This window comes from Streptomyces sp. NPDC085927 (genome assembly GCF_044540975.1).
Taxonomy (GTDB): Bacteria; Actinomycetota; Actinomycetes; order Streptomycetales; family Streptomycetaceae; genus Streptomyces; species Streptomyces hirsutus.
Map to the genome: position 1 here is coordinate 1 of NZ_JBITSN010000006.1, position 23,731 is coordinate 23,731.

General features: G+C 72.4%; 21 protein-coding genes. 10 read left to right on the forward strand and 11 right to left on the reverse strand.

Features of this window, described 5'->3' with window-relative positions; translation table 11 throughout:
- The 3 genes from ACIF80_RS17260 to ACIF80_RS17270 form a co-directional block, all read left to right on the forward strand.
- The coding region (locus ACIF80_RS17260; protein WP_399805326.1) for a hypothetical protein at positions 1–253 on the forward strand (253 nt) is incomplete at its 5' end.
- Positions 254–715: 462 nt separating this feature from the next.
- Positions 716–1,738 carry a tryptophan--tRNA ligase gene (gene trpS, locus ACIF80_RS17265; protein WP_399805328.1) on the forward strand — a complete coding sequence of 341 codons (1,023 nt, stop codon included), beginning with the start codon at positions 716–718 and terminating at the stop codon, positions 1,736–1,738.
- A gap of 152 nt (positions 1,739–1,890) precedes the next feature.
- Positions 1,891–2,478 carry a cysteine hydrolase family protein gene (locus ACIF80_RS17270; RefSeq protein WP_399805331.1) on the forward strand — a complete coding sequence of 196 codons (588 nt, stop codon included), beginning with the start codon at positions 1,891–1,893 and terminating at the stop codon, positions 2,476–2,478.
- 61 nt (positions 2,479–2,539) lie between these two features.
- On the opposite strand, the gene proC is transcribed toward ACIF80_RS17270, so the two are convergent.
- From proC to ACIF80_RS17295, 5 genes are all read right to left on the reverse strand, one after another.
- Complete coding sequence (gene proC, locus ACIF80_RS17275; RefSeq protein WP_399805334.1) at positions 2,540–3,352, reverse strand: pyrroline-5-carboxylate reductase; 813 nt, start codon at positions 3,350–3,352, stop codon at positions 2,540–2,542.
- Positions 3,353–3,494: 142 nt separating this feature from the next.
- A complete protein-coding gene (locus ACIF80_RS17280; RefSeq protein ID WP_399805336.1) occupies positions 3,495–4,280 on the reverse strand; it encodes an ABC transporter permease in 786 nt (261 codons plus the stop codon).
- A complete protein-coding gene (locus ACIF80_RS17285; RefSeq protein WP_399805339.1) occupies positions 4,277–5,089 on the reverse strand; it encodes an ABC transporter ATP-binding protein in 813 nt (270 codons plus the stop codon). Before ACIF80_RS17285 ends, ACIF80_RS17280 begins: the two co-directional genes overlap by 4 nt.
- A 441-nt stretch (positions 5,090–5,530) precedes the next feature.
- The gene (locus ACIF80_RS17290) at positions 5,531–6,046 is read right to left on the reverse strand and encodes an EamA/RhaT family transporter (protein WP_399805342.1); all 516 of its coding nucleotides are present in this window, start codon (positions 6,044–6,046) and stop codon (positions 5,531–5,533) included.
- 73 nt (positions 6,047–6,119) lie between these two features.
- A complete protein-coding gene (locus ACIF80_RS17295) occupies positions 6,120–6,452 on the reverse strand; it encodes an SH3 domain-containing protein (protein WP_399805345.1) in 333 nt (110 codons plus the stop codon).
- A 182-nt stretch (positions 6,453–6,634) separates the two neighbouring features.
- Here ACIF80_RS17295 and ACIF80_RS17300 point away from each other — a divergent pair, with 182 nt between their 5' ends.
- The gene (locus ACIF80_RS17300; protein ID WP_399805348.1) at positions 6,635–8,929 is read left to right on the forward strand and encodes a PQQ-binding-like beta-propeller repeat protein; all 2,295 of its coding nucleotides are present in this window, start codon (positions 6,635–6,637) and stop codon (positions 8,927–8,929) included.
- A 145-nt stretch (positions 8,930–9,074) separates the two neighbouring features.
- On the opposite strand, the gene ilvD is transcribed toward ACIF80_RS17300, so the two are convergent.
- From ilvD to ACIF80_RS17320, 4 genes are all read right to left on the reverse strand, one after another.
- A complete protein-coding gene (gene ilvD, locus ACIF80_RS17305; RefSeq protein WP_399805351.1) occupies positions 9,075–10,928 on the reverse strand; it encodes a dihydroxy-acid dehydratase in 1,854 nt (617 codons plus the stop codon).
- Positions 10,929–11,108: 180 nt separating this feature from the next.
- Positions 11,109–11,858 (reverse strand): TetR family transcriptional regulator, encoded by a 750-nt coding sequence (locus ACIF80_RS17310; protein ID WP_399805353.1) that lies wholly within the window; start codon positions 11,856–11,858, stop codon positions 11,109–11,111.
- Complete coding sequence (locus tag ACIF80_RS17315; RefSeq protein WP_399805355.1) at positions 11,855–12,718, reverse strand: sugar phosphate isomerase/epimerase family protein; 864 nt, start codon at positions 12,716–12,718, stop codon at positions 11,855–11,857. The genes ACIF80_RS17310 and ACIF80_RS17315 overlap by 4 nt, the downstream gene beginning before the upstream one ends.
- 373 nt (positions 12,719–13,091) lie before the next feature.
- The gene (locus tag ACIF80_RS17320) at positions 13,092–14,024 is read right to left on the reverse strand and encodes a Ppx/GppA family phosphatase (protein WP_399805357.1); all 933 of its coding nucleotides are present in this window, start codon (positions 14,022–14,024) and stop codon (positions 13,092–13,094) included.
- Between the two features lie 95 nt (positions 14,025–14,119).
- Between ACIF80_RS17320 and ACIF80_RS17325 the strand changes: the two genes are divergently transcribed.
- Positions 14,120–14,965 carry a hypothetical protein gene (locus ACIF80_RS17325; RefSeq protein WP_399805359.1) on the forward strand — a complete coding sequence of 282 codons (846 nt, stop codon included), beginning with the start codon at positions 14,120–14,122 and terminating at the stop codon, positions 14,963–14,965.
- 84 nt (positions 14,966–15,049) lie between these two features.
- On the opposite strand, the gene ACIF80_RS17330 is transcribed toward ACIF80_RS17325, so the two are convergent.
- Positions 15,050–16,924 (reverse strand): hypothetical protein, encoded by a 1,875-nt coding sequence (locus tag ACIF80_RS17330; protein ID WP_399805361.1) that lies wholly within the window; start codon positions 16,922–16,924, stop codon positions 15,050–15,052.
- Positions 16,925–17,120: 196 nt separating this feature from the next.
- On the opposite strand from ACIF80_RS17330, the gene radA reads away from it, so the two are divergent.
- Together radA and disA are read left to right on the forward strand one after the other, a co-directional pair.
- Positions 17,121–18,530 carry a DNA repair protein RadA gene (gene radA, locus ACIF80_RS17335; RefSeq protein WP_399805363.1) on the forward strand — a complete coding sequence of 470 codons (1,410 nt, stop codon included), beginning with the start codon at positions 17,121–17,123 and terminating at the stop codon, positions 18,528–18,530.
- Between the two features lie 81 nt (positions 18,531–18,611).
- Entirely contained in the window at positions 18,612–19,736 is a 1,125-nt protein-coding gene (gene disA, locus ACIF80_RS17340; protein ID WP_055595408.1) for a DNA integrity scanning diadenylate cyclase DisA, read from the forward strand.
- A 144-nt stretch (positions 19,737–19,880) separates the two neighbouring features.
- On the opposite strand, the gene ACIF80_RS17345 is transcribed toward disA, so the two are convergent.
- On the reverse strand, positions 19,881–20,747 hold the full coding sequence (locus tag ACIF80_RS17345; RefSeq protein ID WP_399805365.1) for a hypothetical protein: 867 nt from the start codon (positions 20,745–20,747) through the stop codon (positions 19,881–19,883).
- Positions 20,748–21,089: 342 nt separating this feature from the next.
- On the opposite strand from ACIF80_RS17345, the gene ACIF80_RS17350 reads away from it, so the two are divergent.
- The 3 genes from ACIF80_RS17350 (at position 21,090) to ACIF80_RS17360 (ending at position 23,590) form a co-directional block, all read left to right on the forward strand.
- Positions 21,090–22,025, forward strand: coding sequence for an A/G-specific adenine glycosylase (locus tag ACIF80_RS17350; protein ID WP_399805367.1), 936 nt, complete (start codon positions 21,090–21,092; stop codon positions 22,023–22,025).
- A gap of 375 nt (positions 22,026–22,400) precedes the next feature.
- Entirely contained in the window at positions 22,401–22,940 is a 540-nt protein-coding gene (locus ACIF80_RS17355) for a SigE family RNA polymerase sigma factor (protein ID WP_381174545.1), read from the forward strand.
- Entirely contained in the window at positions 22,928–23,590 is a 663-nt protein-coding gene (locus tag ACIF80_RS17360; RefSeq protein ID WP_399805370.1) for a hypothetical protein, read from the forward strand. Before ACIF80_RS17355 ends, ACIF80_RS17360 begins: the two co-directional genes overlap by 13 nt.
- The last annotated feature ends 141 nt before the right edge of the window (positions 23,591–23,731 follow it).

Here is a 23,731-nt window from a genome sequence, read left to right on the forward strand (position 1 = left end):
AGTTCTCAAGGAACGGACGCTTCCTTCGTACTCGCCCTCGCGGGCTTTCCTCCGGGCGCTTCCCTTCGGTCCTGCGTTTCCGACTCTATCAGATCTTTCCGATCCGATTTCCTCGGGGTTTTCCGCCTTGACAGGTTCCTGCTTTTTGCGTTTCCCTTTCCGGCGGCTCCGACTCTATCAGATCTTTTTCTTCGATCTGACCCCCGGTCAGCGGGGTTTGTCTTTCCGGCCGTTGGGCCGTTCCGACGAGTGAGACTCTAGCGGATTCCCTGCTCCCGAGCTAATCGGGGGCCTGCGCCCTTTCGAACGCGGATTCCTCATTTCGCGAATACGCACACCAATGCCATGACGGCAGACAGAGGACTGCCGTCGGGCTGGTGCGGTACGTACGGAATGGCTGTCCGGGGCCGACCGGAGTCGGTACTCACGTCGGACAACTCGGAGAACAGTACGGTTGGCGCCGGGGTGTGTCAACTCTCTGCCGTAATCGCCGCCCGGTCCCCCTCTTCAGGGCGTAGCCTGGCCCGCATGACGACTGCGCGTACGTACAACCAGCTCTGGTGGGCCGCCTGACAGCGGCCGTCCGTACGTATGCGCTCAACGGCCGCCGCTCCGGTGGCCGTTTTCGTTTCTCCCTCCAGGGCTTCGGCCCTCAGGACTCCGGGGGCGGCCGGCCGGGGCGGCGGGCACGACCAGGAGACGGAGACAGGAAGCGATGACACGGGTCTTCAGTGGGATCAAACCGACCGGGCATCTGACGCTGGGCAACTATCTGGGGGCCATGCGGCGGTGGGCCGCGGTCGACCAGCACCGGGCTGACGCGTTGTTCTGCGTCGTCGATCTGCACGCGCTGACCGTGGACCACGATCCCGCACGGGTGCGCAGACTGAGCCGGCAGGCGGCGACGCTGCTGCTGGCCACCGGGGTGGATCCGAAGCTGTGCACCGTGTTCGTGCAGAGTCATGTGGACGAACACGCCCGTCTGTCGTACGTGCTGGAGTGCGTGGCGACCGACGGTGAGATGCGGCGGATGATCCAGTACAAGGAGAAGGCCGCGCGGGAGCAGCAGCGGGGCGGGAGTGTGCGGCTGTCGCTGCTGACGTATCCCGTGCTGATGGCGGCGGACATCCTGGCGTACGGAACGGACGAGGTGCCGGTGGGGGACGACCAGGCGCCGCACGTGGAACTCACACGGGATCTGGCCGTGCGGTTCAACCAGCGGTACGGGCACACCTTCGTGGTGCCCCGGGCCACGCATCCGGCCGTGGCGGCGCGGGTGATGAATCTGCAGGACCCCCTGTCGAAGATGGGGAAGAGCGACGACGTCGGACCGGGGATCGTCTACCTGCTGGACGAGCCTGACGTGGTGCGGAAGAAGGTCATGCGGGCGGTGACCGACAGCGGACGCGACGTCGTGTACGACAGGGAGGAGCGGCCCGGGGTGGCGAATCTGCTGGAGATTCTCGCGGCGTGCTCGGGCGGGGACCCGGAGACGCTGGGCGAGGCGTACGAGTCGTACGGGGCTTTGAAGAAGGACACCGCGGAGGCCGTGATCGAGGTGCTGAAGCCATTGCGGGAAAGGCACAAGGAGGTGTGCGCGGATCCCGGTTATGTGGAGGGGGTCCTGCGGGACGGGGCGGAAAGGGCTCGCGCTATGGCACGGCCGGTCGTGGATGCCGCCTATCGGGCCATCGGCCTGCTCCCCGCGTCCGGAGCCGGGGCAGGCGCCGGGGGGTAGTGCCGGTGCCGGTCCCCCTCTCCGTGCGGGTCCCCCTCTCCGTGCCGGTCCCGGTGTCCGTGCCGGGCGGCCGGCTCGCTTGGCAGTAAGTCGTCGGTCGTTGACCTCCGTACCTCTGGGAGCTGAGGTACGGAGGCGGCACGATCAGGGTCATGGACATTGCGGAGAACGCGGCGCTGGTGGTCGTCGACGTGCAGCAGGGTTTCGAGGACCTCGGTTTCTGGGGACGGCGGAACCATCCCGGGGCGGACGGGAACATCGCCGGGCTGATCGATGCGTGGCAGGCATCGGGGCGGCCGGTGGTGTTCGTGCGGCACGACTCGGTCGAGCCGGCGTCGCCCCTGCGTCCGGGGCAACCGGGCAACGGGTTCAAGGAGTACGTGGAGCAACGGCGCGGGAAGGGAGGCGGGGGCGCCGAGCTGCTGGTGACGAAGAGCGTGAACTCGGCGTTCCACGGCACCCCGGATCTCGGCGCCTGGCTGAAGGACGCGGGGATCTCCCAGGTGGTGCTGGCCGGGATCCAGACCAACATGTGTGTGGAGACGACGGCCCGGGTGGGCGGGAACCTCGGGTACGACGTGGTGGTCGTGTTCGACGCGACGTACACCTTCGACGTGGAGGGGCCGTTCGGCTGGCGGCACGGCGCGGACGAGGCGGCGCAGGCGTCGGCGGTGACGTTGCACGGGGGCGGGTTCGCGCGCGTGGTGATGTCGGCCGACGTGCTCGCCGGGGCGACGTGAGTGACGGGCCCCGCCCAGGGCGCCCGGTCGTGGGCACCCCGGGCGGGGCCCGTCCTCGGTCTCAGTCCTTGGTGCCGGAGGCCAGTTCGCGGCTGCGGTCGCGGGCGGCTTCGAGGGCGGCGATGAGGGCGGCCCGTACGCCGTGGTTCTCGAGTTCGCGGATGGCGTTGATGGTGGTGCCGGCGGGGGAGGTGACGTTCTCGCGGAGCCGTACGGGGTGCTCGCCGCTGTCGCGGAGCATGATCGCGGCGCCGATCGCGGACTGGACGATCAGGTCGTGGGCCTTGTCGCGGGGCAGGCCGAGCAGGATGCCGGCGTCCGTCATGGCTTCGACCAGGTAGAAGAAGTACGCCGGGCCGGAGCCGGACAGGGCGGTGCAGGCGTCCTGCTGCGACTCCGGGACGCGGAGCGTCTTGCCGACGGCGCCGAAGATCTCCTCGGTGTGGGCGAGGTGTTCCGGGGTGGCGTGACTGCCGGCGGAGATGACCGACATGGCCTCGTCGACCAGGGCGGGGGTGTTCGTCATGACGCGGACGACCGGGGTGCCGGCGGCGAGGCGGTCCTCGTAGAAGGAGGTGGGGATGCCTGCGGCGCCGCTGATGACCAGGCGGTCGACGGGGATGTGCGGGGCCAGCTCGTCGAGGAGGGTGCCCATGTCCTGCGGTTTGACCGTGAGGATCAGGATGTCGGCGATCTTGGCGGCTTCGAGGTTCGAGACCGGGGTGACTCCGTGGCGGGCGCGGAGTTCGTCGGCCCGCTCCTGGCGGCGGGTGGTGACCAGGAGGTCGGCGGGGTCCCAGCCGGCACGGATCATTCCGCTGAGCAGGGCTTCACCGATCTTGCCGGTGCCGAGGACTGCGACTTTCTGAGCCATGACTGGGGATGTCCTCCGGAGTGGGCGCGTCGTCCTGGTTCATCCTCGCATTCGGGGGGCGCGGGGGCGGGGTGGTGTCCGGTGGGCGGACGAGGGGTGGACGGTGGCGGACACCGGCGCCGAGGGCTCCGGAAGGGGCGGATCAGGCTGTCCTGCGGCGCAGGGTGGCCGCGCCGAGGGCGAGCACCAGCAGCGCGCAGCCGGCGACGATCAGGATGTCGCGTACGAAGGGGGCGGTCATGTCCGTGTGCCTGAGGACCTCGTTCATGCCGTCGACGGCGTAGGACATGGGCAGGACGTCGGAGATGCCCTCCAGGACGGGATGCATGTTCTCGCGCGCGGTGAAGAGTCCGCACAGGAGGAGCTGGGGGAAGATCACCGCCGGCATGAACTGGACCGCCTGGAATTCCGAGGCCGCGAAGGCCGAGACGAAGAGACCGAGGGCTGTGCCGAGCAGGGCGTCGAGCAAGGCCACCAGGAGCAGCAGCCACGGACTGCCGACGACGTCGAGCCCCAGGAACCAGACCGCCAGGGCGGTGGCCAGGGCGGACTGGACGATCGCGATCGCACCGAAGGCGAGGGCGTAGCCGGCGATCAGGTCGCCCTTGCCGAGCGGCATGGCGAGGAGGCGTTCCAGGGTGCCGGAAGTGCGCTCGCGCAGGGTGGCGATCGAGGTGACCAGGAACATCGTGATCAGCGGGAAGATCCCGAGGAGCGAGGCGCCGATGTTGTCGAAGGTGCGCGGGCTGCCGTCGAAGACGTAGCGGAGCAGGAGCAGCATCAGGCACGGGACGAGCAGCATCAGCGCGATCGTGCGCGGGTCGTGGCGGAGTTGACGCAGGACCCGGGCCGCGGTGGCGAGGGTGCGCGAGGCGTTCAGGGCGCCCGTCGGGACGGAGGGCCGTGTCGTCGTACGGGGGGTGCTCATCGCGAGGTCTCCTTCGTGCGGCTTGCCGCGACGGCCGCGTCCACCAGGTGCAGGAAGGCCGCCTCGACGGTGTCGGATCCGGTGCCGGTGCGCAGGGCGTCGGGGGTGTCGTCGGCGAGGATCTCGCCCGCGCGCATGAGCAGGAGGCGGTGACAGCGCTCGGCCTCGTCCATGACGTGGGAGGAGATCAGCAGGCTGGCGCCGCGTTCGGCGGCGATGGCGTGGAAGAGCTGCCAGAGGTCGCGGCGCAGGACGGGGTCGAGGCCGACCGTGGGCTCGTCGAGGACCAGCAGCTCGGGGGTGCCGAGGAGGGCGACGGCGAGGGAGACCCGGTTGCGCTGGCCGCCGGAGAGGTTGCCGGCGAGGGCGTCGGCGTGGGTGGTGAGGTCGACGTCGGTGATGGCCCGGGTGACGTTGTCCCGGCGGCGGTCGGTGGCCGCGCGTCCGGGGTCGAGGACCGAGGCGAAGTAGTCGAGGTTCTGCCGGACCGTGAGGTCGTCGTAGACCGAGGGGGCCTGGGTGACGTAGCCGATGCGGGTGCGCAGGGTGGGGTGGCCGGCGGGGAGACCGAGCACGTCCAGCGTGCCGGTGACCTTGGCCTGGGTGCCCACGATGGCTCGCATCAGGGTCGACTTGCCGCAGCCGGAAGGACCGAGGAGACCGGTGACCTGCCCGCGCGGGACGGTGAAGTCGAGGCCGCGCAGGACGGTGCGGGGACCCCGGACGACGGTGAGGTCCTGGGCCCGGACGGCGGGGGTTTCTCCCTCGCCGGTGTCCGGATGCGGAGCGCCGGAGGAGTAATTCATCATGTGATGAATAATCCTCTCGGGGGCAGGACACGTCAAGCGGTGGCGGGACGGTTCGCGCCGGGGCGGGAGGCGGCCATGCCGGGGCAGGGGCCGGCCGTGCGGGGGCAGGGGCCGGCCATGTGGGGCGAGCGGGCATGCCGAAGGAGACGCGGCGCGAGGCGCGGCGGGGGTGCGAGGCGGGAGGCACGGCGCGAGGCGCGGCGGAAAGCGCCTGCGAAGGGCGTCTCACGGAGGGGGAACAAGCGCGCGAACGGCAGCCCGAGGCGGACGGCGGGCCGAGGTGGACGGCGGGCCGAGGTGGACGGCGGGCCGAGGTGGACGGCGGGCCGAGGTGGACGGCGGGCCGAGGTGGACGGCGGGTCGGCGCGACGAATGCGGGGAAGCACCCGGTGGCGGAGGGAGGGAACCGTTCGGTGCAGGCCGGCGGTTCCCCTGCGGCGGTCAGGAGCGGCGGCGCTTCTTGGGGTTGCCGGAGCGGCGGGACGTCCGCTTCGCGTACTGGGTGCGGGCCGTTTCGTACTCCTCGCGGTGGAGCTTCTCTCCGGGGGCCTCGGCGAGGGAGCGGAAGAAGTAGGCGAGGAGGGAGCCGACGAAGCCGACGGTGAGCAGACCGCGGAGGGACCGCTGACGGTCGGGATCGGGGCGGCGCTTGAACGCCTCCCAGGTGTGCCCGAACGCGAGGGCACTGCAGACCGCGAACATCACGACCATGAGGAGCGTGACGAAACCGCCGACCTCGGCGATCCGGAGGCCCTGGTAGGCGATGCGCAGAACGAAACAGGCGGCGGCCGCGGCGGCGAGCGAGCCGACGGCGACGCCGGCACGGCGGACCGCGTAGCCGCTGTCGTGGTCGACCCAGGTCGTGCCGAAGAAGCGGATGGGCTCGGGGCGGGGACCGACGGGGGTCCCCGGGGAGCCCGCGGGATGGTCGTCCGGGGTGCCGTTCTCTGCGCTCACGCTTCGATTATGGCTCCGGCGCCCCCGCGGGCTCCGAGCGGGACCGGCCTCGGTCACCCGGGACCGGGCGGGATCAGCTGCAGCGCGGGGCCACGTAGCCGTCGCTGCCGGTCTTCACGTAGGTGTCCGAGACGTACTGGCCGCCGGCGATGTTGCACCAGATGTTCGACGTGCCGTACGGGCCGGTGACGGTCGTGCCCGGACTCTGGCAGAAGATCGGCACCTCCGCGCCCAGGGGCAGGGTGCGGACGATCGCGTAGTTCGTGCCCGGACCGCTGCGGACGTTGAGCCGGTAGCCCGGCGCGACCGGGTAGTACCGCACGACCGCCTCGACGGCCGCGGCGGCCGCGACGGCCGACTCCGCCGCACCGACGCCCTCTGCTTCTCCGACTTGTTCAACTGCCATGGAAAACCTCCCCCGTTGTGACCCCATGTCCGTCATGGGGCCCCGTTCATACCCCGAGATCCCGCCACGCACACATGTACGTTGTTTAAACACCAGTACCAGCATGCCTCCTCGGTCCCGTACGTCTCATCGACTAGGGTCTGTGCGGCGCGCACGTGGACGAACAGCACGGGGGTGGTCCCATGGCGCCACAACGGAACGCCGGAGCAGGTGCCGAAGCGGAACTTCCCGAGTACGCCGGTCACTACCGTCTCGAGTCATGCCTCGGCTCCGGCGGAATGGGCGTGGTGCATCTGGCCCGGAGTACGTCCGGGCTGAAGCTCGCGGTGAAGGTCGTGCACGCCGAGTTCGCGCGGGACCGCGAGTTCAGGGGACGTTTCCGGCAGGAGGTCGCGGCGGCGCGACGGGTGAGCGGTGCCTTCACCGCGCCGGTCGTCGACGCCGACCCGGAGGCCGAACGCCCCTGGATGGCCACGCTGTTCATTCCCGGACCGACACTCGCCCAGCATGTGAAGCGGAACGGGCCCATGCCGCCGCCTCAGTTGCGCAGGCTGATGGCCGGACTGGCGGAGGGGCTGCGGGACATCCACCGGGTCGGGGTCGTGCACCGCGACCTGAAGCCCAGCAACGTACTGCTCGCCGAGGACGGGCCGAAGGTCATCGATTTCGGCATTTCCCGGCCAAAGGACAGCGAACTACGGACCGAGACCGGCAAATTGATCGGCACCCCGCCCTTCATGGCGCCCGAGCAGTTCCGGCGTCCCCGTGAAGTGGGGCCCTCCGCCGACATCTTCGCGCTCGGCTCACTCCTGGTGCACGCCGCCACCGGGCGGGGGCCGTTCGACTCCGACAGCCCGTACGTCGTCGCCTACCAGGTGGTGCACGACGAGCCCGACCTGACCGGTGTACCGGACGGGCTCGCCCCGCTGGTGCTGAGCTGCCTGGCCAAGGAACCCGAGGACCGGCCCTCCCCCGACGAGCTGATGCGGGAACTGCGGTCCGTCTCGGCCTCGTACGACACCCAGTCCTTTATGTCGCAGGCCTTCCTTTCCCAGACCTTCATACCGGCACAGCGGACGGAGCCGGAGGCGGACCCGGCCTCGGACCTGGAGGCGGGAGCGAAGGCGGAGACGGACCCGGTTCCGGAGGTGGGAGCGGGAACGGACTCCGCAGGCCCCATACCCGGCCACCAGGGGACGCCCGACGCGGAGGGCGGGGCCGGCGCCGAATCCGGTCCCGGCCCCGAATCCGAACCCGGTCCCGGGCACCGCGCCGGTCCGACGGCGGCTCGGCGTTCCGCTCGGCCGCCTCTCAGCAAGCGGGCGCTGCTCGGGGGCGGGGCGCTCGCCCTCGCCGTGTTCGGCACGCTCTTCTCCGTCCAGTTGTTCGGCCACGAGCCCCCGACGCGGCAGGCCCCCGCCGGTACACGGACCACGCCGGACGCGTTCCGGGCGTGGGAGGCGGCGCCGTCGGGCAAGCCGGGCAGCCCGCAGTGCTCGTACGGGGCCGATCTGCTGGTGTGCGCCCGGGCGGAGTCGGTGTTCGCCCTCGACCCCGACGACGGCGACCTGCTGTGGCAGCACACCGCGGCAGGAACGGCGGCGAGTGGGCCGCCGGTCGTGTCGGGCGGACTCGTGCAGCCCGCGCCGGAGCCGGCCGGCGGCCTGGAGGCCCTCGACCCGGCCTCGGGGAAGCCGCGGTGGCGGCAGGAGAGCGCCGAGTACAACGGCCTGACCGGTGCCGGGGACGTGTTGCTGCTCAACGGCGCCGACGGCACGGTCACCGGTGTGGACAGCGCCTCCGGCGACACGTTGTGGAGCGGGCGGGTGCCGGGGCACGACGCCCTGTACTTCCGCACGTTCGCGGGGGATCCGCTGGCCTACGTGGCGAGCGCGTCGGGCGACGGTTCCAGCACGCAGGTCACGGCGGTCGATCCGCGGTCCGGCGCGGTGCGGTGGGACGCCCGGCTGGAGGGGATGCTGACTCCGGTCGGCAGCACGGGCGAAGCGCTCGTCCTCGCTTCCGCCGACCCGGTCTACGACACCACGCAGGCCCTGGTCCGCTACACACCGGACAGCGGGGAGACGCGCCGGGTGACGCTGCCCGTGCCACTGGCCCAGGCGCAGGGCACCGTGCGCGGGGACGTCGCCTATCTGACGGGCACCGGCGGCAGGCTGGTGGCCGTCGACATGGCCGCGCTGCGGCAGCGGTGGAGCCTGGAGACCGGGATCGCCCGCTCGTCCACGCCGGTCGCGGACGAGCGGCACGTCTACTTCACGGCGCCGGACGGCCGGCTGCTCGCCGTGGACGCGCGCGAGGGACGGCTGGCCGGGCAGACGGCGCCCCGGATGGGTGACAACCCCGACCGCGTGGCCGCCGGCCTGCCGCATCCGGTGATCGCCGACGGCCACGTCTACGCCACCGCCCCCGACGGCACGGTCTTCGCCGTGGACGGCCGCGACCCGGCCGACTGGTAGGACCCACGGAACCCCCCTGATTCCATGGGTCCTGCGGGTCCTGCGGGTCCTGCGGGTCCTGCGGGTCCTGCGGGTCCTGTGGAACCCAGGGGCCCAGGGGCCCAGGGGCCCCGTGATCCTGGTGGTCCCGCGGGCGTCGGGCGGTTCAGCCCAGCTTCGACACGTCCCGCACCGCGCCCTTGTCGGCACTCGTGGCCATCGCCGCGTACGCCTTCAGCGCCGCCGAGACCTTGCGCTCGCGGTTCTTCGGGGCGTACGCACCGTCCAGTGCCTGCTCGCGGCGGGCCAGCTCGGCGTCGTCGACCAGCAGCTCGACCGAACGGTTCGGGATGTCGATGCGGATGCGATCCCCGTCCTCGACCAGGGCGATGACGCCGCCCGAGGCCGCCTCCGGGGAGGCGTGGCCGATGGAGAGACCGGACGTGCCGCCGGAGAAGCGGCCGTCGGTGATCAGGGCGCAGGCCTTTCCGAGGCCCCGGCTCTTCAGGTACGACGTCGGGTAGAGCATCTCCTGCATGCCGGGACCGCCCTTGGGGCCCTCGTAGCGGATGACGACGACGTCGCCCTCCTCGACCTGCTTGGTGAGGATCTTCTCGACGGCCTCCTCCTGCGACTCGCAGACGACCGCCGGGCCCTCGAAGGTCCAGATGGACTCGTCGACGCCGGCCGTCTTGACCACGCAGCCGTCCACGGCGAGGTTGCCGCGCAGCACCGCCAGGCCGCCGTCCTTGGAGTAGGCGTGCTCGGCGGAGCGGATGCAGCCGCCCTCGGCGTCCTCGTCGAGGGTGTCCCAGCGCTCGGACTGGGAGAACGCCTCGGCGGAGCGCACGCAACCGGGGGCCGCGTGCCACATCTCCACGGCCTCCGGGGACGGGGAGCCGCCACGGATGTCCCAGGTCTTCAGCCAGTCGGCCAGGGTCGGGCTGTGGACGGAGTTCACGTCCTCGTTCAGCAGGCCCGCGCGGTGCAGCTCGCCGAGCAGGGCGGGGATGCCGCCCGCGCGGTGCACGTCCTCCATGTAGTACGTACGGCTCTTGGCGACGTTCGGCGCGACCTTCGCCAGGCAGGGCACGCGGCGCGAGAGGGCGTCGATCTCGGTCAGGCCGAAGGGGACCTCCGCCTCCTGGGCGGCGGCCAGCAGGTGCAGGATCGTGTTGGTGGAGCCGCCCATGGCGATGTCCAGCGCCATCGCGTTCTCGAAGGCGGCGACGGTGGCGATACTGCGGGGCAGGACCGTGTCGTCGTCCTGCTCGTAGTAGCGGCGGGTGATGTCCATGACCGTGTGGGCGGCGTTCTCGTAGAGCGCCTTGCGGGCCGTGTGGGTGGCGAGGACCGAGCCGTTGCCCGGGAGGGACAGGCCGATGGCCTCGGTGAGGCAGTTCATCGAGTTGGCGGTGAACATGCCGGAACAGGAGCCGCAGGTCGGACAGGCGTTCTCCTCGATGCGGAGGACGTCGGCGTCGGAGATCTTGTCGTTGGCGGCGTCCACCATCGCGTCGATCAGGTCCAGCGTGCGGACCGTGCCGTCGACCAGGGTCGCCCGGCCGGCCTCCATGGGACCGCCGGAGACGAAGACCGTCGGGATGTTCAGCCGCAGGGCGGCGTTGAGCATGCCCGGGGTGATCTTGTCGCAGTTGGAGATGCAGATCAGGGCGTCCGCGCAGTGGGCCTCGACCATGTACTCCACACTGTCCGCGATCAGGTCGCGGGAGGGCAGGGAGTACAGCATGCCGCCGTGGCCCATCGCGATGCCGTCGTCGACGGCGATGGTGTTGAACTCGCGCGGGATGCCGCCGGCCGCGACGACCGCCTCGCTGACGATCCGGCCGACCGGCGCGAGGTGGGTGTGGCCGGGGACGAACTCCGTGAAACTGTTGGCGACGGCGATGATGGGCTTCCGGCCGATGTCCGCACCCGGTACACCGGAGGCTCGCATCAGGGCGCGGGCGCCCGCCATGTTGCGGCCATGGGTGACTGTGCGGGACCTCAGCTCGGGCATCGTCGCTCGCTCCTTCAGACCTTCTCGGGTGCCGGGGTCAGAGATTCCTGACTGTCGTCGAGCGTACGCCGGTCATCCAGTGGGCGGGACGGGGTGTCCGGAATGCGGGATGCGTATCTCAGTGCGGGAGCGGTGCGGGGCAGCGTTACGGGGACAGCGGTACCCGCGGGGCGCGGCGCGTCAGCGGCCGGTGAGGTGCCCCTGGACCACCGGAGCCACCCGCTGGACGATCTGCTCGGCGTCCGCCGAGGCCAGCGGTTCGACCTTGATCACGTACCGGACCATCGCGATCCCGACCAGCTGGGCCGCGGCGAGCTCGGCACGCAGTTCGGCGTCCGGCAGGTCGAGCCGCCCCGCGATACGGCGCAGCAGCTGGCCGGCGACCAGGCGGCGGAAGACACCGGCGGCGGTCTCGTTGTTCACGGCGGACCGGATGATCGCGAGCAGCGGGGTCCGGGTCACCGGGTTCTCCCAGAGGCCGAGGATCATCCGGGTCATCCGCTCGCCGACCTCCTCCAACGGAGCGTCGAGGACGGCTTCCCGGCCCTTGAGCACCGGGGCGAAGGCGACCTCGACGGCCGCCTCGAACACCTGTTCCTTGGTGCCGAAGTAGTGGTGCACGAGCGCGGAGTCGACCCCGGCCGACTTGGCGATGCCCCGTACGGATGTCTTGTCGTACCCACGTTCGGAGAACTCCTCGCGGGCGGCGTCCAGGATGCGGTCCCGGGTGTCGGCCGACTCCGTGCGCGGGGGCCGGCCACGGCGCCGGGGGGCGGTGCCGGGGCCGTCGGGGGGCGTGCGCGGGGCGGTGGGGGGCGTGCGCGGGGCGGTGGCGGACGTGTCCGGGACCGACTCGTCCGGGCCGCCGGACGCCGCGCCCGGACCGCCGGGAGAGGAGCCCGGGCCGCCTGGGGCGATGACGCCGGTCATCGGCGGGGCGCCCGCAGCGCCGAGGCCGCCGCCGAGGACCCGGGGGCCCCGGGCCTCGCCGACGCCAGGTGCAGGCGGGTGAACGCCAGTGCCTCCGCCAGGTCGGCCTCGCGCTCGGCGCCGGACATGGCACGGCGGGTGTTGACCTCGATGACGACATGGCCGTCGAAGCCGTTGAGGGCCAGGCGCTCCAGCACCTCGGCGCAGGGCTGGTCGCCGCGACCGGGCACGAGATGCTCGTCCTTGGCCGAGCCCCGGCCGTCGGCGAGGTGGACGTGACCGAGGCGGTCGCCCATGCGGTCGAGCATCCCGAGGGCGTCGGTGCGGGCGGTCGAGGCGTGACTGAGATCGATCGTGAAGTGGCGGTAGTCGTCCTTGGTGACGTCCCAGTCGGGGGCGTAGGCGAGCATCTCGCGGTCGCGGTAGCGCCACGGATACATGTTCTCGACGGCGAACCGCACATCCGTCTCGTTCGCCATCCGCCAGATTCCGTCGACGAAGTCGCGGGCGTACTGGCGCTGCCAGCGGAACGGCGGATGGACGACGACCGTGGCGGCGCCGAGCTTCTCGGCGGCGGCACGGGCCCGCTGGAGCTTGGTCCAGGGGTCGGTGGACCACACGCGCTGCGTGATGAGCAGGCAGGGGGCGTGCACGGCCAGGACGGGGATGCGGTGGTAGTCGCTGAGGCGGCGCAGCGCCTCGATGTCCTGGCTGACCGGATCGGTCCACACCATGACCTCGACACCGTCGTACCCGAGGCGCGCGGCGATCTCGAAGGCCGTCGCCGTCGACTCCGGATAGACGGAGGCCGTCGACAGAGCGACCTTCGCATCCGGGATGCGCACCGCTGGATCTGCCACGAGGGACAGCGTACGGGGTGTGTTCGACGGGTGGGACGCGGACGACGGGCTTCGGCCGGAGGCGTTCGCCGCGACCGTGAGCACATGACCGCAGGACACGGGGCGCTTCGTCCGTCCGTCGGCCCCGCGGTCGAAGGCCGCCGTGTGAGCGAGCTGTGTGAGCGAGCTGTGTGAGCGAGCTAACCGGACACCGGCCGCACGGCCCGGCTCGTCGAAGCCCGCACGGCCCCGGCCCGCCGGCCCACGCGCGGCCCGGCTCGTCGATCCCCGCGCGGCGGGTGGTCGCGTCGCGCGCGGGAGGCGGTCGGCGGCGATGCCGAGGGCGACGCGGTCGCGTCGCGCGCGGGAGGCGGTCGCGTCGCGTGGTGCGCGGCTACGCGGGCCCCATGCGGTCCAGGCGGCGCAGGATGACGCCCTCGCGCAGTGCCCAGGGGCATATCTCCAGGGACTCCACCCCGAAGAGGTCCATCGCGGCCTCCGCGACCAGCGCCCCGGCGACCAGCTGGCCGGCGCGCGACTCGGAGACGCCGGGCAGCGCGGCGCGCTCGGTGGTGGTCATCGCGGACAGCCTCGCCACCCAGCCCTCCAGGGACTGGTACTTCAGCTCGCGCGGGACGTACGGGCCCTCGGTGGAGCGGGCGGCGCCCGCGATGCGGGCGAGCTGCTTGAAGGTCTTGGAGGTGGCCACCACGTGGTCGGGCGGACCGAGACGGCTGAACTCGCCGACCGTCCGGCCGATCTCCGCGCGGACGTGCCGGCGCAGGGCCCGCACGTCGTCCGGTGCCGGCGGGTCGCCGGGCAGCCGGGTGCCGGTGAGGCGGCCGGCGCCCAGCGGCAGCGACACCGCGGCGTCGGGCTCCTCGTCGATGCCGAAGGCTATCTCCAGTGAGCCGCCGCCGATGTCGATGACCAGCAGCTTTCCCGCCGACCAGCCGAACCAGCGGCGGGCGGCGAGGAAGGTCAGCCGGGCCTCCTCGGCGCCGGTGAGGACCTGGAGTTCGACTCCGGTCTCCACCCGTACGCGTTCGAGGACCTCGCCCGAGTTGCGGGCGTCGCGCACCGCCGAGGTCGCGAAGGGCAGCAATTCCTCGACGCCCTTGTCCTCGGCGGCCCGGAGCGCCTCGTGAATGACCCGGATCACCTGGTCCGTCCCGCCGGGTCCGATCGCTCCGTCGGCGTCCAGCAGCTCGGTCAGGCGCAGCTCCGCCTTGTGCGAGTGCGCGGGCAGCGGGCACGCCCCGGGGTGCGCGTCGACCACCAGCAGATGCACCGTGTTCGAACCCACGTCGAGGACACCGAGTCTCATGTACGGAACGCTACTGCGCGTGACACGGTCGAAAGCCCGTTCTGCAGCAGTCGGTCCGGTACAGGACAGCGATCCGGGCGACTTACCCTGGACGGGTGCCAAAGACGAAAAAGGCGAAGGCCGAAAAGGCGGACAAAATGACCAAGCAGGCCAAGAAGGCCAAGCCGGTCGACGGTCCGTCGCAGGTGCCGCCGAACGACGAGAAGGGCCTCGACTTCGCTCGGGCGTGGGTGGAGTTCCCCGATCCGGCGGACGAGGAGCAGGTGTTCCGCTGCGATCTGACATGGCTGACCTCTCGCTGGAACTGTGTCTTCGGCAGCGGTTGCCAGGGCATCCAGGCGGGCCGCGCGGACGACGGGTGCTGCACCCTGGGGGCGCATTTCTCGGACGAGGACGACGAGAAGCGGGTCGCGGGCCATGTGGCGAGGCTGACGCCGGACATCTGGCAGCACCACGACGAGGGCATCCGGGGCGGCTGGGTCTCCGAGGACGAGGACGGCGACCGCCAGACCCGCCCCTTCCAGGGCTCGTGCATCTTCCAGAACCGGCCGGGCTTCGCCGGCGGCATGGGCTGCTCGCTGCACATCCTCGCCGTGCGGGAGGGCCGCGAGCCGCTGGAGACCAAGCCGGACGTGTGCTGGCAGCTGCCGATCCGGCGGACCTACGACTGGATCGACCGGCCCGACGACACGCGCGTGCTGCAGGTGTCGATCGGTGAGTACGACCGCCGGGGCTGGGGTCCGGGCGGCCACGACCTGCACTGGTGGTGCACGTCGGCGACCTCGGCGCACGGCGCGGGCGACCCCGTGTACGTGTCCTACCGGGCGGAGCTGACCGAGCTGATGGGCAAGGCCGGTTACGGCCGGCTGGCCGAGCTGTGCGAGGAGCGGCTCGCCTCGCAGCTCCCGCTGCTGGCACCGCATCCGGCGGATCCCGCCTGATCCGTCCCCCTGTGCGGGACCCGGGTCACCGGTTTCGGGACACGGTGGTCGCGGCGGTCGCGGCGGTCGCGGCGGTCACGGCGGTCACGAAACGGACGGGCTCAGGGCGCTGCGGATCTCACCGCCGATGTCCCCGCCGCCGTCCTCGGCGGGCGGGGACGGCGAGTCCGTCGGGCTGCCGGGGGCCGCGTCCGTGGGCTCGGGATCGGGCGACTGGGGCGGGCCGCCCGGGGCGGGCTCCGACGGGGACGGGGGCGGCGACGTGGGCGTCGGGTCCGGGGCGGGGGACGACGGCGGGGGTCCGCCCGGGTCGCCGGAGCTCGGGGGCGGGGTGCCCGGGGGGCCGGGGTGCGAGGTTCCCGGGCTGCCCGGACGACCGGGGCCCCCGGAGTGACCGGGAAGGGGGGCGCCGGAGGAGGACGGGCCGGGGACGTGGCCGGGGACGTGGCCGTGGCCGTGGCCGTGGCCGTCGATGGCCACCACGGCACCGGTGGGCGAGACCGCCACCCGCGCGCTCCAGCGGCCGGACGGCTCGCGCAACTGGTCGACGTACACCTTGATCGTCAGCGACCGCCCCGGCCGGAGCGTCCCCGACGACTGGCTCAGGTAGAGCCAGGACGCCCCCGTCGACGCGGACCAGCGGACCGGTGCGGTGCCCCGCGCGGTGAGCGTGATCAGTGTGGTGTCGCCGCTGTGACCGGCGGTGACACCCAGCAGGGCGGCGCCCTTGTGGCCCGCGCCGGCGACCCCGACGACCTCCACGGACACGTCCGCCCTGCCGTCCTCGCCGTTCCCGCCGTCCTCGCCGGGGCGGCCTCCGGGCCGGGTGTCGGCGTTGCCGGTGTTCTCGTAGCCGCCCGTGCCGTCTCCGTAGAGGTCGAGGGGCAGGTCGGTCTCGCTCGCGGAGGCCGACCGGCCGTCCCGGGCCTCGCCGACGGGGGTGCCCCGGTAGGCGGCGTACAGCGCGAGCACGGGGGCGGCGACGACGGTGGCGACGACGGTCGTCGTGACCGCACGCGCGCGCAGCCGGTTCCGGCGGGCGACACGGTCCTTGGGGTCCATCGGGAAGCCCCGCCGGTCGAAGCGGGGCGCGCCGCCACGCGCGCGGGGGTGGTGCGCCAGGGCGGTGCGCAGGGCCGCTTCGGGAGCCGGAAGGACGGGCAGGGCGTCGGGGGCGACGCCGGTGCCGGGCCAGCGGCCGGGGAGGGCGCGCCCGGCGGTGCGGCGGCAGCGCGGGCAGTCGTCGACGTGCCGGACGAGTTCGCGGCGCAGTGCGCTGCTGAGCACGAGCCGGCTGTCCCCGGTGAGATGCGCCACTCCCCGGCAGGCGCCGGTCTCGACCACGGCGAGCGCCGCACGGGTGCGCTCGACCTCGCAGGCGGCGGAGGCGAGCAGTTCGCGGGCGGCGGCCGGTTCCATGCCGAGCACGGCGGCGACCTCGTGGGCTCCGAGGTGGTGCCGGACCGCGAGTTCGAGTGCCTCGCGCTGCTCCGGCGTGGTGCCCGCGGCCTCCGGCCAGGCCAGCAGGGCCAGTTCACGGCGGCGCTGCTCCCGCACCTCCTCGGAGACGGCCGCGGCAGTGGCGGTCCGCGCCGCCCGCTGCCGGACCGCCCGGCCCACCGCGTGGGTGACCTGGGGTTTCTGCCGGGCCTCGGCCAGCTTGCGCAGACAGGCCCAGCGGGCCAGCGCGTACAGCCAGGCCCTGTGGTCCCCGGAGGCGTCCGGGAGGTGCCGGCCGCGGCGCTCCGCGAGGGTGAGGACGTCGGCCAGGGCGGCGATCGCCGCGTCGTGGTCGCACAGCACCGACAGGCAGTAGGTGAAGAGGCCGTCCAGACACGGTTCGTGGCAGGTGGACGGCCGGTGTGCCGACGTGTGCGTGGCCCCGCGGTCGCGCACCTCCCGGTGCGCCCGGTGTGCGCCGGTCGTGCGGGTCGGGATCTCCGGGCCACTGCTCATCATTCGGCGACCGTAGGCGGCCGGAGCCGGACCCTCCCGGAGCCCTGCGCACTTTTAATCCGTACGGGTGAAACGATCCCTCAAACGGGGGCTGGAACCCTTCGCTCCACGGGCGGGACGGGGAAATAGGCCCGGTCCCGGCACTGACAGCCGGGCACCGTGCGCCCGGCTGTCAGTGCCGGGCGCTACCGTTCGGACCATGGCTGCCCGTACCAAGACCACCAAGGACCGACCGTCCTACCGCTGCACCGAGTGCGGGTGGCAGACGGCCAAGTGGCTCGGCCGCTGCCCCGAGTGCCAGGCCTGGGGGACGGTCGAGGAGTACGGCGTGCCCGCGGTCCGTACGACGGCGCCGGGGCGGGTCACCACCTCCGCCGTGCCCATCGGCCAGGTCGACGGCCGCCAGGCCACGGCCCGCTCCACCGGCGTTCCCGAGCTGGACCGGGTGCTCGGCGGCGGGCTCGTCCCCGGCGCGGTGGTGCTCGTCGCGGGCGAGCCGGGCGTCGGCAAGTCCACGCTCCTGCTGGACGTCGCGGCCAAGTCGGCGAGCGACGAGCACCGCACGCTCTATGTCACGGGCGAGGAGTCGGCGAGCCAGGTCCGGCTGCGCGCCGACCGGATCCGCGCCATCGACGACCACCTGTACCTCGCCGCCGAGACGGATCTGTCCGCCGTCCTCGGCCATCTGGACGCGGTGAAGCCGTCCCTGCTGATCCTCGACTCGGTGCAGACGATCGCCTCCCCGGAGCTCGACGGCGCGCCGGGCGGCACGGCCCAGGTGCGCGAGGTGGCGGGCGCCCTGATCCGCGCCTCCAAGGAGCGCGGGATGGCCACGCTGCTGGTGGGCCATGTCACCAAGGACGGCTCGATCGCGGGCCCGCGCCTGCTGGAACACCTGGTGGACGTCGTCCTGAGCTTCGAGGGCGACCGGCACGCGCGGCTGCGCCTGGTCCGGGGCGTGAAGAACCGCTACGGCACCACCGACGAGGTCGGCTGCTTCGAACTGCACGACGAGGGCATCACGGGCCTGGCCGACCCCAGCGGGCTGTTCCTGACCCGCCGTGCGGAGCCGGTGCCGGGCACCTGCCTGACGGTGACGCTGGAGGGCCGCCGCCCGCTGGTCGCCGAAGTGCAGGCGCTCACCGTCGACTCGCAGATCCCCTCCCCCCGCCGCACCACCTCCGGGCTGGAGACCTCGCGTGTCTCGATGATGCTCGCGGTGCTGGAACAGCGCGGACGCATCAGCGCCTTGGGCAAGCGGGACATCTACTCCGCGACGGTCGGCGGGGTGCGGCTCTCCGAGCCGGCGGCGGATCTGGCGATCGCGCTCGCCCTCGCGTCGGCGGCGAGCGACACCCCGTTGCCCAAGAACCTGGTCGCGATCGGCGAGGTCGGGCTCGCGGGCGAGGTCAGGCGGGTGACGGGGGTGCAGCGCCGGCTTTCCGAAGCACACCGCCTGGGCTTCACGCACGCGCTCGTGCCGGGCGATCCAGGCAAAATCCCGCCAGGAATGAAGGTTCTGGAAGTCGCGGACATAGGGGACGCTCTGCGCGTCCTTCCGCGCTCGCGTCGCCGGGACGCCCCACAGGACGAGGAGGACCGCCGGTAGACTTTGCCCTGGTCTCGCCCGTCCGTACGAACCGAGTGCGCGCAACGGGGGCGCCCCAGACATCGCGACCGGAGGAGTGCAGTGGCAGCCAACGACCGGGCAGCAGCTCCCGGAAAGTCCGGCGGGAGCGCCGGTTCCGATCGCCTGATGCGCGCCTCGCTGAGTGCCGTGGCACCCGGCACCGCCCTCCGTGACGGCCTGGAGCGCGTACTGAGGGGCAACACCGGCGGTCTCATCGTCCTCGGTTCCGACAAGACCGTCGAGACGCTGTGCAGCGGCGGTTTCGTCCTGGACGTCGAGTTCACCGCGACCCGGCTGCGCGAGCTGTGCAAGCTCGACGGCGGCATAGTCCTTTCGTCCGATCTGTCGAAGATCCTGCGGGCGGGTGTCCAGCTGGTGCCGGACCCGACGATCCCGACCGAGGAGACCGGCACCCGGCACCGCACCGCCGACCGGGTCTCCAAACAGGTCGGCTTCCCGGTGGTCTCGGTCTCCCAGTCGATGCGCCTGATCGCGCTCTACGTGGACGGGCACCGCCGCGTCCTGGAGGACTCGGCGGCGATCCTGTCCCGTGCCAACCAGGCGCTCGCGACACTGGAGCGCTACAAGCTCCGTCTCGACGAGGTGGCCGGCACGCTGTCGGCGCTGGAGATCGAGGACCTGGTGACGGTGCGGGACGTCTCGGCGGTCGCGCAGCGGCTGGAGATGGTGCGCCGCATCGCCACCGAAATCGCCGAGTACGTGGTGGAACTGGGCACCGACGGCCGTCTTCTCGCCCTTCAGCTGGACGAGTTGATCGCGGGCGTGGAGCCGGAGCGCGAGCTGGTCGTGCGCGACTACGTGCCCGAGCCCACCGCCAAGCGTTCCCGCACGGTCGACCAGGCCCTGCACGAGCTGAACGCCCTCACCCACGCGGAACTGCTGGAACTGCCCACGGTGGCCCGCGCCCTGGGCTACACCGGCTCCCCCGAGACGCTGGACTCGGCCGTGTCCCCGCGCGGCTTCCGGCTGCTCGCCAAGGTACCGAGGCTGCCCGGCGCGATCATCGACCGCCTGGTGGAGCACTTCGGCGGCCTGCAGAAGCTGCTGGCCGCCAGCGTGGACGACCTCCAGACGGTGGACGGCGTCGGCGAGGCCCGCGCCCGCAGCGTCCGGGAGGGCCTGTCCCGGCTGGCGGAGAGCTCGATCCTGGAGCGGTACGTCTAGGACTCCCGGTACGTCCAGGGCTCTTGGTACGCCCAGGAGTCCCGGTGCGTCCAAGGCCGGTGCGTCCAAGGCCGGTGCGTCCAAGGCCGGTGCGTGGGGGACGCGTTGCGCCCGGGGCGCGGTGCCCGCGGGGCGCGGCGCGTGTCAGGCGCTCTTGAGCACGAAGGACGTCTGCACCTTCGCGAACCCGGGTGCCTTCGCCTCGACCAGGTACGTGCCCGCCTTGGCCGACCCGGCCGGCGGTGTCGCGCACTGCGCGGCACTCGGCTTGCGGTCCCACTTCACGGTGTACGTGATGCTGTCGTCCGCGGGCACCCGGAACACCAGACTCCCCGCGTCCTCGGGGCAGTCGTCCGACGCCCAGTACGCGTCGTCGGCGGTCGCCTGAGTGATCGTCAGCACCGTGTTCTTCGGACCGAGATCGACCTTGCAGTCGCTTCCGGAGATGTTCCGCGCGGTCAGCCGGAAGGTGGGCGTCTCGTCGGGCTCGTAGGAGTTGCGGACGCTGCGCAGGCTGAACTTGACTGCGGTCGCGGTGCAGTTGGGGAGCCCGGACCCGGCCGGCAGCGCGTCACCCGCACCGACCCCCGCCGTCGTACCGCCCTCGGAGCCGCCGCCCGCGCTGCCCCCGGCACCGTCGCCGTCGCCGCCGCCGTCGCTGCCGCCCGAGCCACCACCGCCGCCGGAGTCACCGGGGTCGCCGTTCGCCCCGTCGTCCCCCGCGCCGCTGCCGCTCGAGGAGCCGCCCGAGTCCTCGTCACCGGACTCGTCCCGGCCGCCCGGTGCCTGACTGATCGCCGGCCCCGAACTCGACGGTCCCGGCGCGATGGTGGAGGGTGCGGGGTTCTTGCCGTTGGCCCCGTTGCCGTGCCCGCCGCCGTCCCCGCCGCGGAAGACGACGACCCAGGTGATGAGCAACGCCAACACGCCCAGCAGGGACAGCAGTACGGCCCTCCTACGCCAGTAGATGGAGGAGGGAAGCGGCCCGACCGGATTGCGCAGAGATCCCACGGCGCAAACTGTACGAGAGATCCGGGACTTCGCTGATCCCACCCGCCGCTGAGAGCTCAACTTTTCCGGATCATCATCCTGGAAACAGCTGCCCGTTGCCGCTCTTCGTCAGGCACGGCACGCACCAGTCGCGGAGTGTGATCATATGGGCACTCTCCTCACGGTCCGTGACCGGGGGTGCGGGGGTGGCCCTCGCTCGTGACAGCTCCGCGCTCCGGCCCTTCCGTGTTCGCAATCGCGTCCCTTGCAGCTCTGGCCATGGATCCATCCGGCTGCCACTGCGGCACGGCGGGGTGGCGGATTCCCCGTTCGTGCCGGTGGTCATGGCAGGATCGAGAGGCCATGACTGCTCTCACGAAGCCCCAGCCCGACGGCACCGCCGATCCCTCGTCCGAGCGCGCTCCCGGAGCGTCGCTCCACTTCCCCGTCATCGACTGGTTCGACGAGCACGCCCGGGATCTGCCGTGGCGACGCCCGGAGGCCGGCGCGTGGGGGGTGATGGTCAGCGAGTTCATGCTCCAGCAGACCCCGGTGAACCGGGTCCTGCCGGTCTACGAGCAGTGGCTGGCCCGCTGGCCACGCCCCGCCGACCTCGCCGCCGAGGCGCCCGGCGAGGCCGTCCGCGCCTGGGGCCGGCTCGGCTACCCGCGCCGTGCGCTGCGGCTGCACGGTGCCGCCGCCGCCATAACGGAACGGCACGGGGGCGACGTGCCCGCCGACCACGCGCAGCTGCTGGCGCTGCCCGGCATCGGCGAGTACACGGCCGCCGCGGTGGCGTCGTTCGCGTACGGGCAGCGGCACGCCGTGCTGGACACCAACGTGCGCCGGGTGTTCGCCCGTGCGGTGACCGGTGTCCAGTACCCGCCGAACGCCACCACGGCCGCCGAGCGCCGGCTCGCCCGCGCGCTGCTGCCCGAGGACGAGCGGACCGCCGCGCGGTGGGCGGCAGCCTCCATGGAGCTGGGGGCGCTGGTGTGCACGGCGAAGAACGAGTCGTGCCATCGCTGTCCGATCGCCGCGCAGTGCGCCTGGCGGCTCGCCGACAAGCCGGCGCACGACGGCCCGCCGCGCCGGGGGCAGACGTACGCGGGCACGGACCGCCAGGTCCGCGGGCGGCTGCTGGCCGTGCTCCGGGAGGCGCACAGTCCCGTACCGCAGGCGGTCCTGGACCGGGTGTGGCAGGAGCCGGTGCAGCGCGCCCGCGCGCTGGACGGCCTGGTCGCCGACGGCCTGGTCGAACCACTGCCCGGCGGCTTCTACCGGCTGCCGCTGACCTGACCCGGCGGCCGGGCCCGCCGACCGGCCCGGCCCACCGGCCCGGCGCCGGCCGGCTCACCTGCGGATACGGGCCGCGTCGTCACACCTGCCTGCGCATCCGCCACACCCGTGCACCTGCCCGCGCGGCACACATCACCCCATAGGATCCCCAACTCTCCCGCCTCTTTACCTCGTTCCTACTTCCGTTACACAACCGACGGACAGCCGAGGGAAGGCCGCAGGCTGCTCCGCACAGTGCCGTGACAACGCCTCCGTACCTTCATTCCCACGCCCCGCACGCAGTACACGGCACGCAGGGGCACGACCACCACGGATCACAGCAGGGGGACCGGACCGCACGGGCGGGCCGGTACGGGGAGCGGAAGGCGGTTCACCATGGCGCAGGGCGAGGTGCTCGGGTTCGAGGAGTACGTCCGTACCCGGCAGGACGCGCTGCTGCGCAGTGCCCGCCGTCTGGTGCCGGACCCTGTCGACGCGCAGGACCTGCTGCAGACCGCGCTGGCCCGGACGTACGGCCGCTGGGACGGGATCGCCGACAAGCGGCTGGCCGACGCCTACCTGCGCCGCGTCATGATCAACACCCGGACCGAGTGGTGGCGTGCCCGCAAGCTGGAGGAGGTGCCCACCGAGCAGCTCCCGGACGCCTGTGTGGACGACGCCACCGAGCAGCACGCCGACCGTGCCCTCCTGATGGACGTGCTGAAGGTGCTCGCCCCGAAGCAGCGCAGTGTGGTGGTGCTGCGACACTGGGAGCAGATGTCCACGGAGGAGACGGCCGCCGCACTCGGCATGTCGGCCGGAACGGTCAAGAGCACGCTGCACCGGGCCCTCACCCGGCTCCGCGAGGAGCTGGAGGCCCGCGAGCTGGACGCACGCGCGCTGGAGCGTGAGGAGCGGGAGCGTTGCGCGGCCTGACCGGCACGGGGCCCATGCGGGTCCGGAGAACCGCCCAGGCGGCGACCACGGCGACGTCCGTGCTCGTCACCCTCACCTTTTTCGTCGCCGCCTGCGGTACGGGCGGCACCGGCGCCCGCGACGAGGGTCCCGCGCACGCGGACTCGGTGGCGAGTCCCCCCGCGCCCACGGACACCGGCTCGAAGACGCCGGTCTCGGCCGCCCGCCGGGTGGACGCCGTACGGCTGATCAAGGACGATCCCCTGGTCTCGGCCGAGGTCAAGCGGCTGCTGAAGCCGTGCGTCGCCGACGAGTACCCCGTCGACGTGAGCTACGGCAGCCTCACCGGAGGAGCCGCGAACGACGTCGTCGTCAACGTGCTGACCTGCGGAGACGCGGTGGGCGTCGGTTCGTACGTGTACCGCGACCAGGACGGTGCGTACGTGAACGTGTTCAAGGCCGAGGAGCCCCCCGTGTACGCGGAGATCGACCGCGGGGACCTGGTGGTGACGATGCAGGTGTACGACCGGGGCGATCCGGTGTCGAGTCCGTCGGGCGAGAACGTGATCACCTATCGCTGGACCGCGGGCCGGTTCACCGAGGAGTTCCGCACCCACAACGACTACGGCAAGGTGTCCGGCACGGAGCCGACCCCTGTGCCCGACAGCTGAGATCAGGGACCCGGGTCCCGGGGTCCCGAAGAGTGGGGCCCGCACCGCGTTTCGTGGCGCGTGGCGTGAACCGCCGGGGCGCGCGGTCCGATGAAGGGGATGAACCCTCCGCGCGGTCCCCGCGTCCGTCCGGTGGGCGGG

Coding starts and splice junctions, on each gene's coding strand:
- ACIF80_RS17270 (WP_399805331.1), top strand. CDS start 1,891: ATGGACATTGCGGAGAACGCGGCGCTGGTGGTCGTCGACGTGCAGCAG.
- ACIF80_RS17310 (WP_399805353.1), bottom strand. CDS start 11,858: ATGACCGGCGTCATCGCCCCAGGCGGCCCGGGCTCCTCTCCCGGCGGT.
- ACIF80_RS17280 (WP_399805336.1), bottom strand. CDS start 4,280: ATGAGCACCCCCCGTACGACGACACGGCCCTCCGTCCCGACGGGCGCC.
- radA (WP_399805363.1), top strand. CDS start 17,121: ATGGCTGCCCGTACCAAGACCACCAAGGACCGACCGTCCTACCGCTGC.
- ACIF80_RS17355 (WP_381174545.1), top strand. CDS start 22,401: ATGGCGCAGGGCGAGGTGCTCGGGTTCGAGGAGTACGTCCGTACCCGG.
- ACIF80_RS17320 (WP_399805357.1), bottom strand. CDS start 14,024: ATGAGACTCGGTGTCCTCGACGTGGGTTCGAACACGGTGCATCTGCTG.
- ilvD (WP_399805351.1), bottom strand. CDS start 10,928: ATGCCCGAGCTGAGGTCCCGCACAGTCACCCATGGCCGCAACATGGCG.
- proC (WP_399805334.1), bottom strand. CDS start 3,352: ATGGCTCAGAAAGTCGCAGTCCTCGGCACCGGCAAGATCGGTGAAGCC.
- ACIF80_RS17330 (WP_399805361.1), bottom strand. CDS start 16,924: ATGATGAGCAGTGGCCCGGAGATCCCGACCCGCACGACCGGCGCACAC.
- trpS (WP_399805328.1), top strand. CDS start 716: ATGACACGGGTCTTCAGTGGGATCAAACCGACCGGGCATCTGACGCTG.
- ACIF80_RS17350 (WP_399805367.1), top strand. CDS start 21,090: ATGACTGCTCTCACGAAGCCCCAGCCCGACGGCACCGCCGATCCCTCG.
- ACIF80_RS17300 (WP_399805348.1), top strand. CDS start 6,635: ATGGCGCCACAACGGAACGCCGGAGCAGGTGCCGAAGCGGAACTTCCC.
- ACIF80_RS17295 (WP_399805345.1), bottom strand. CDS start 6,452: ATGGCAGTTGAACAAGTCGGAGAAGCAGAGGGCGTCGGTGCGGCGGAG.
- ACIF80_RS17285 (WP_399805339.1), bottom strand. CDS start 5,089: ATGATGAATTACTCCTCCGGCGCTCCGCATCCGGACACCGGCGAGGGA.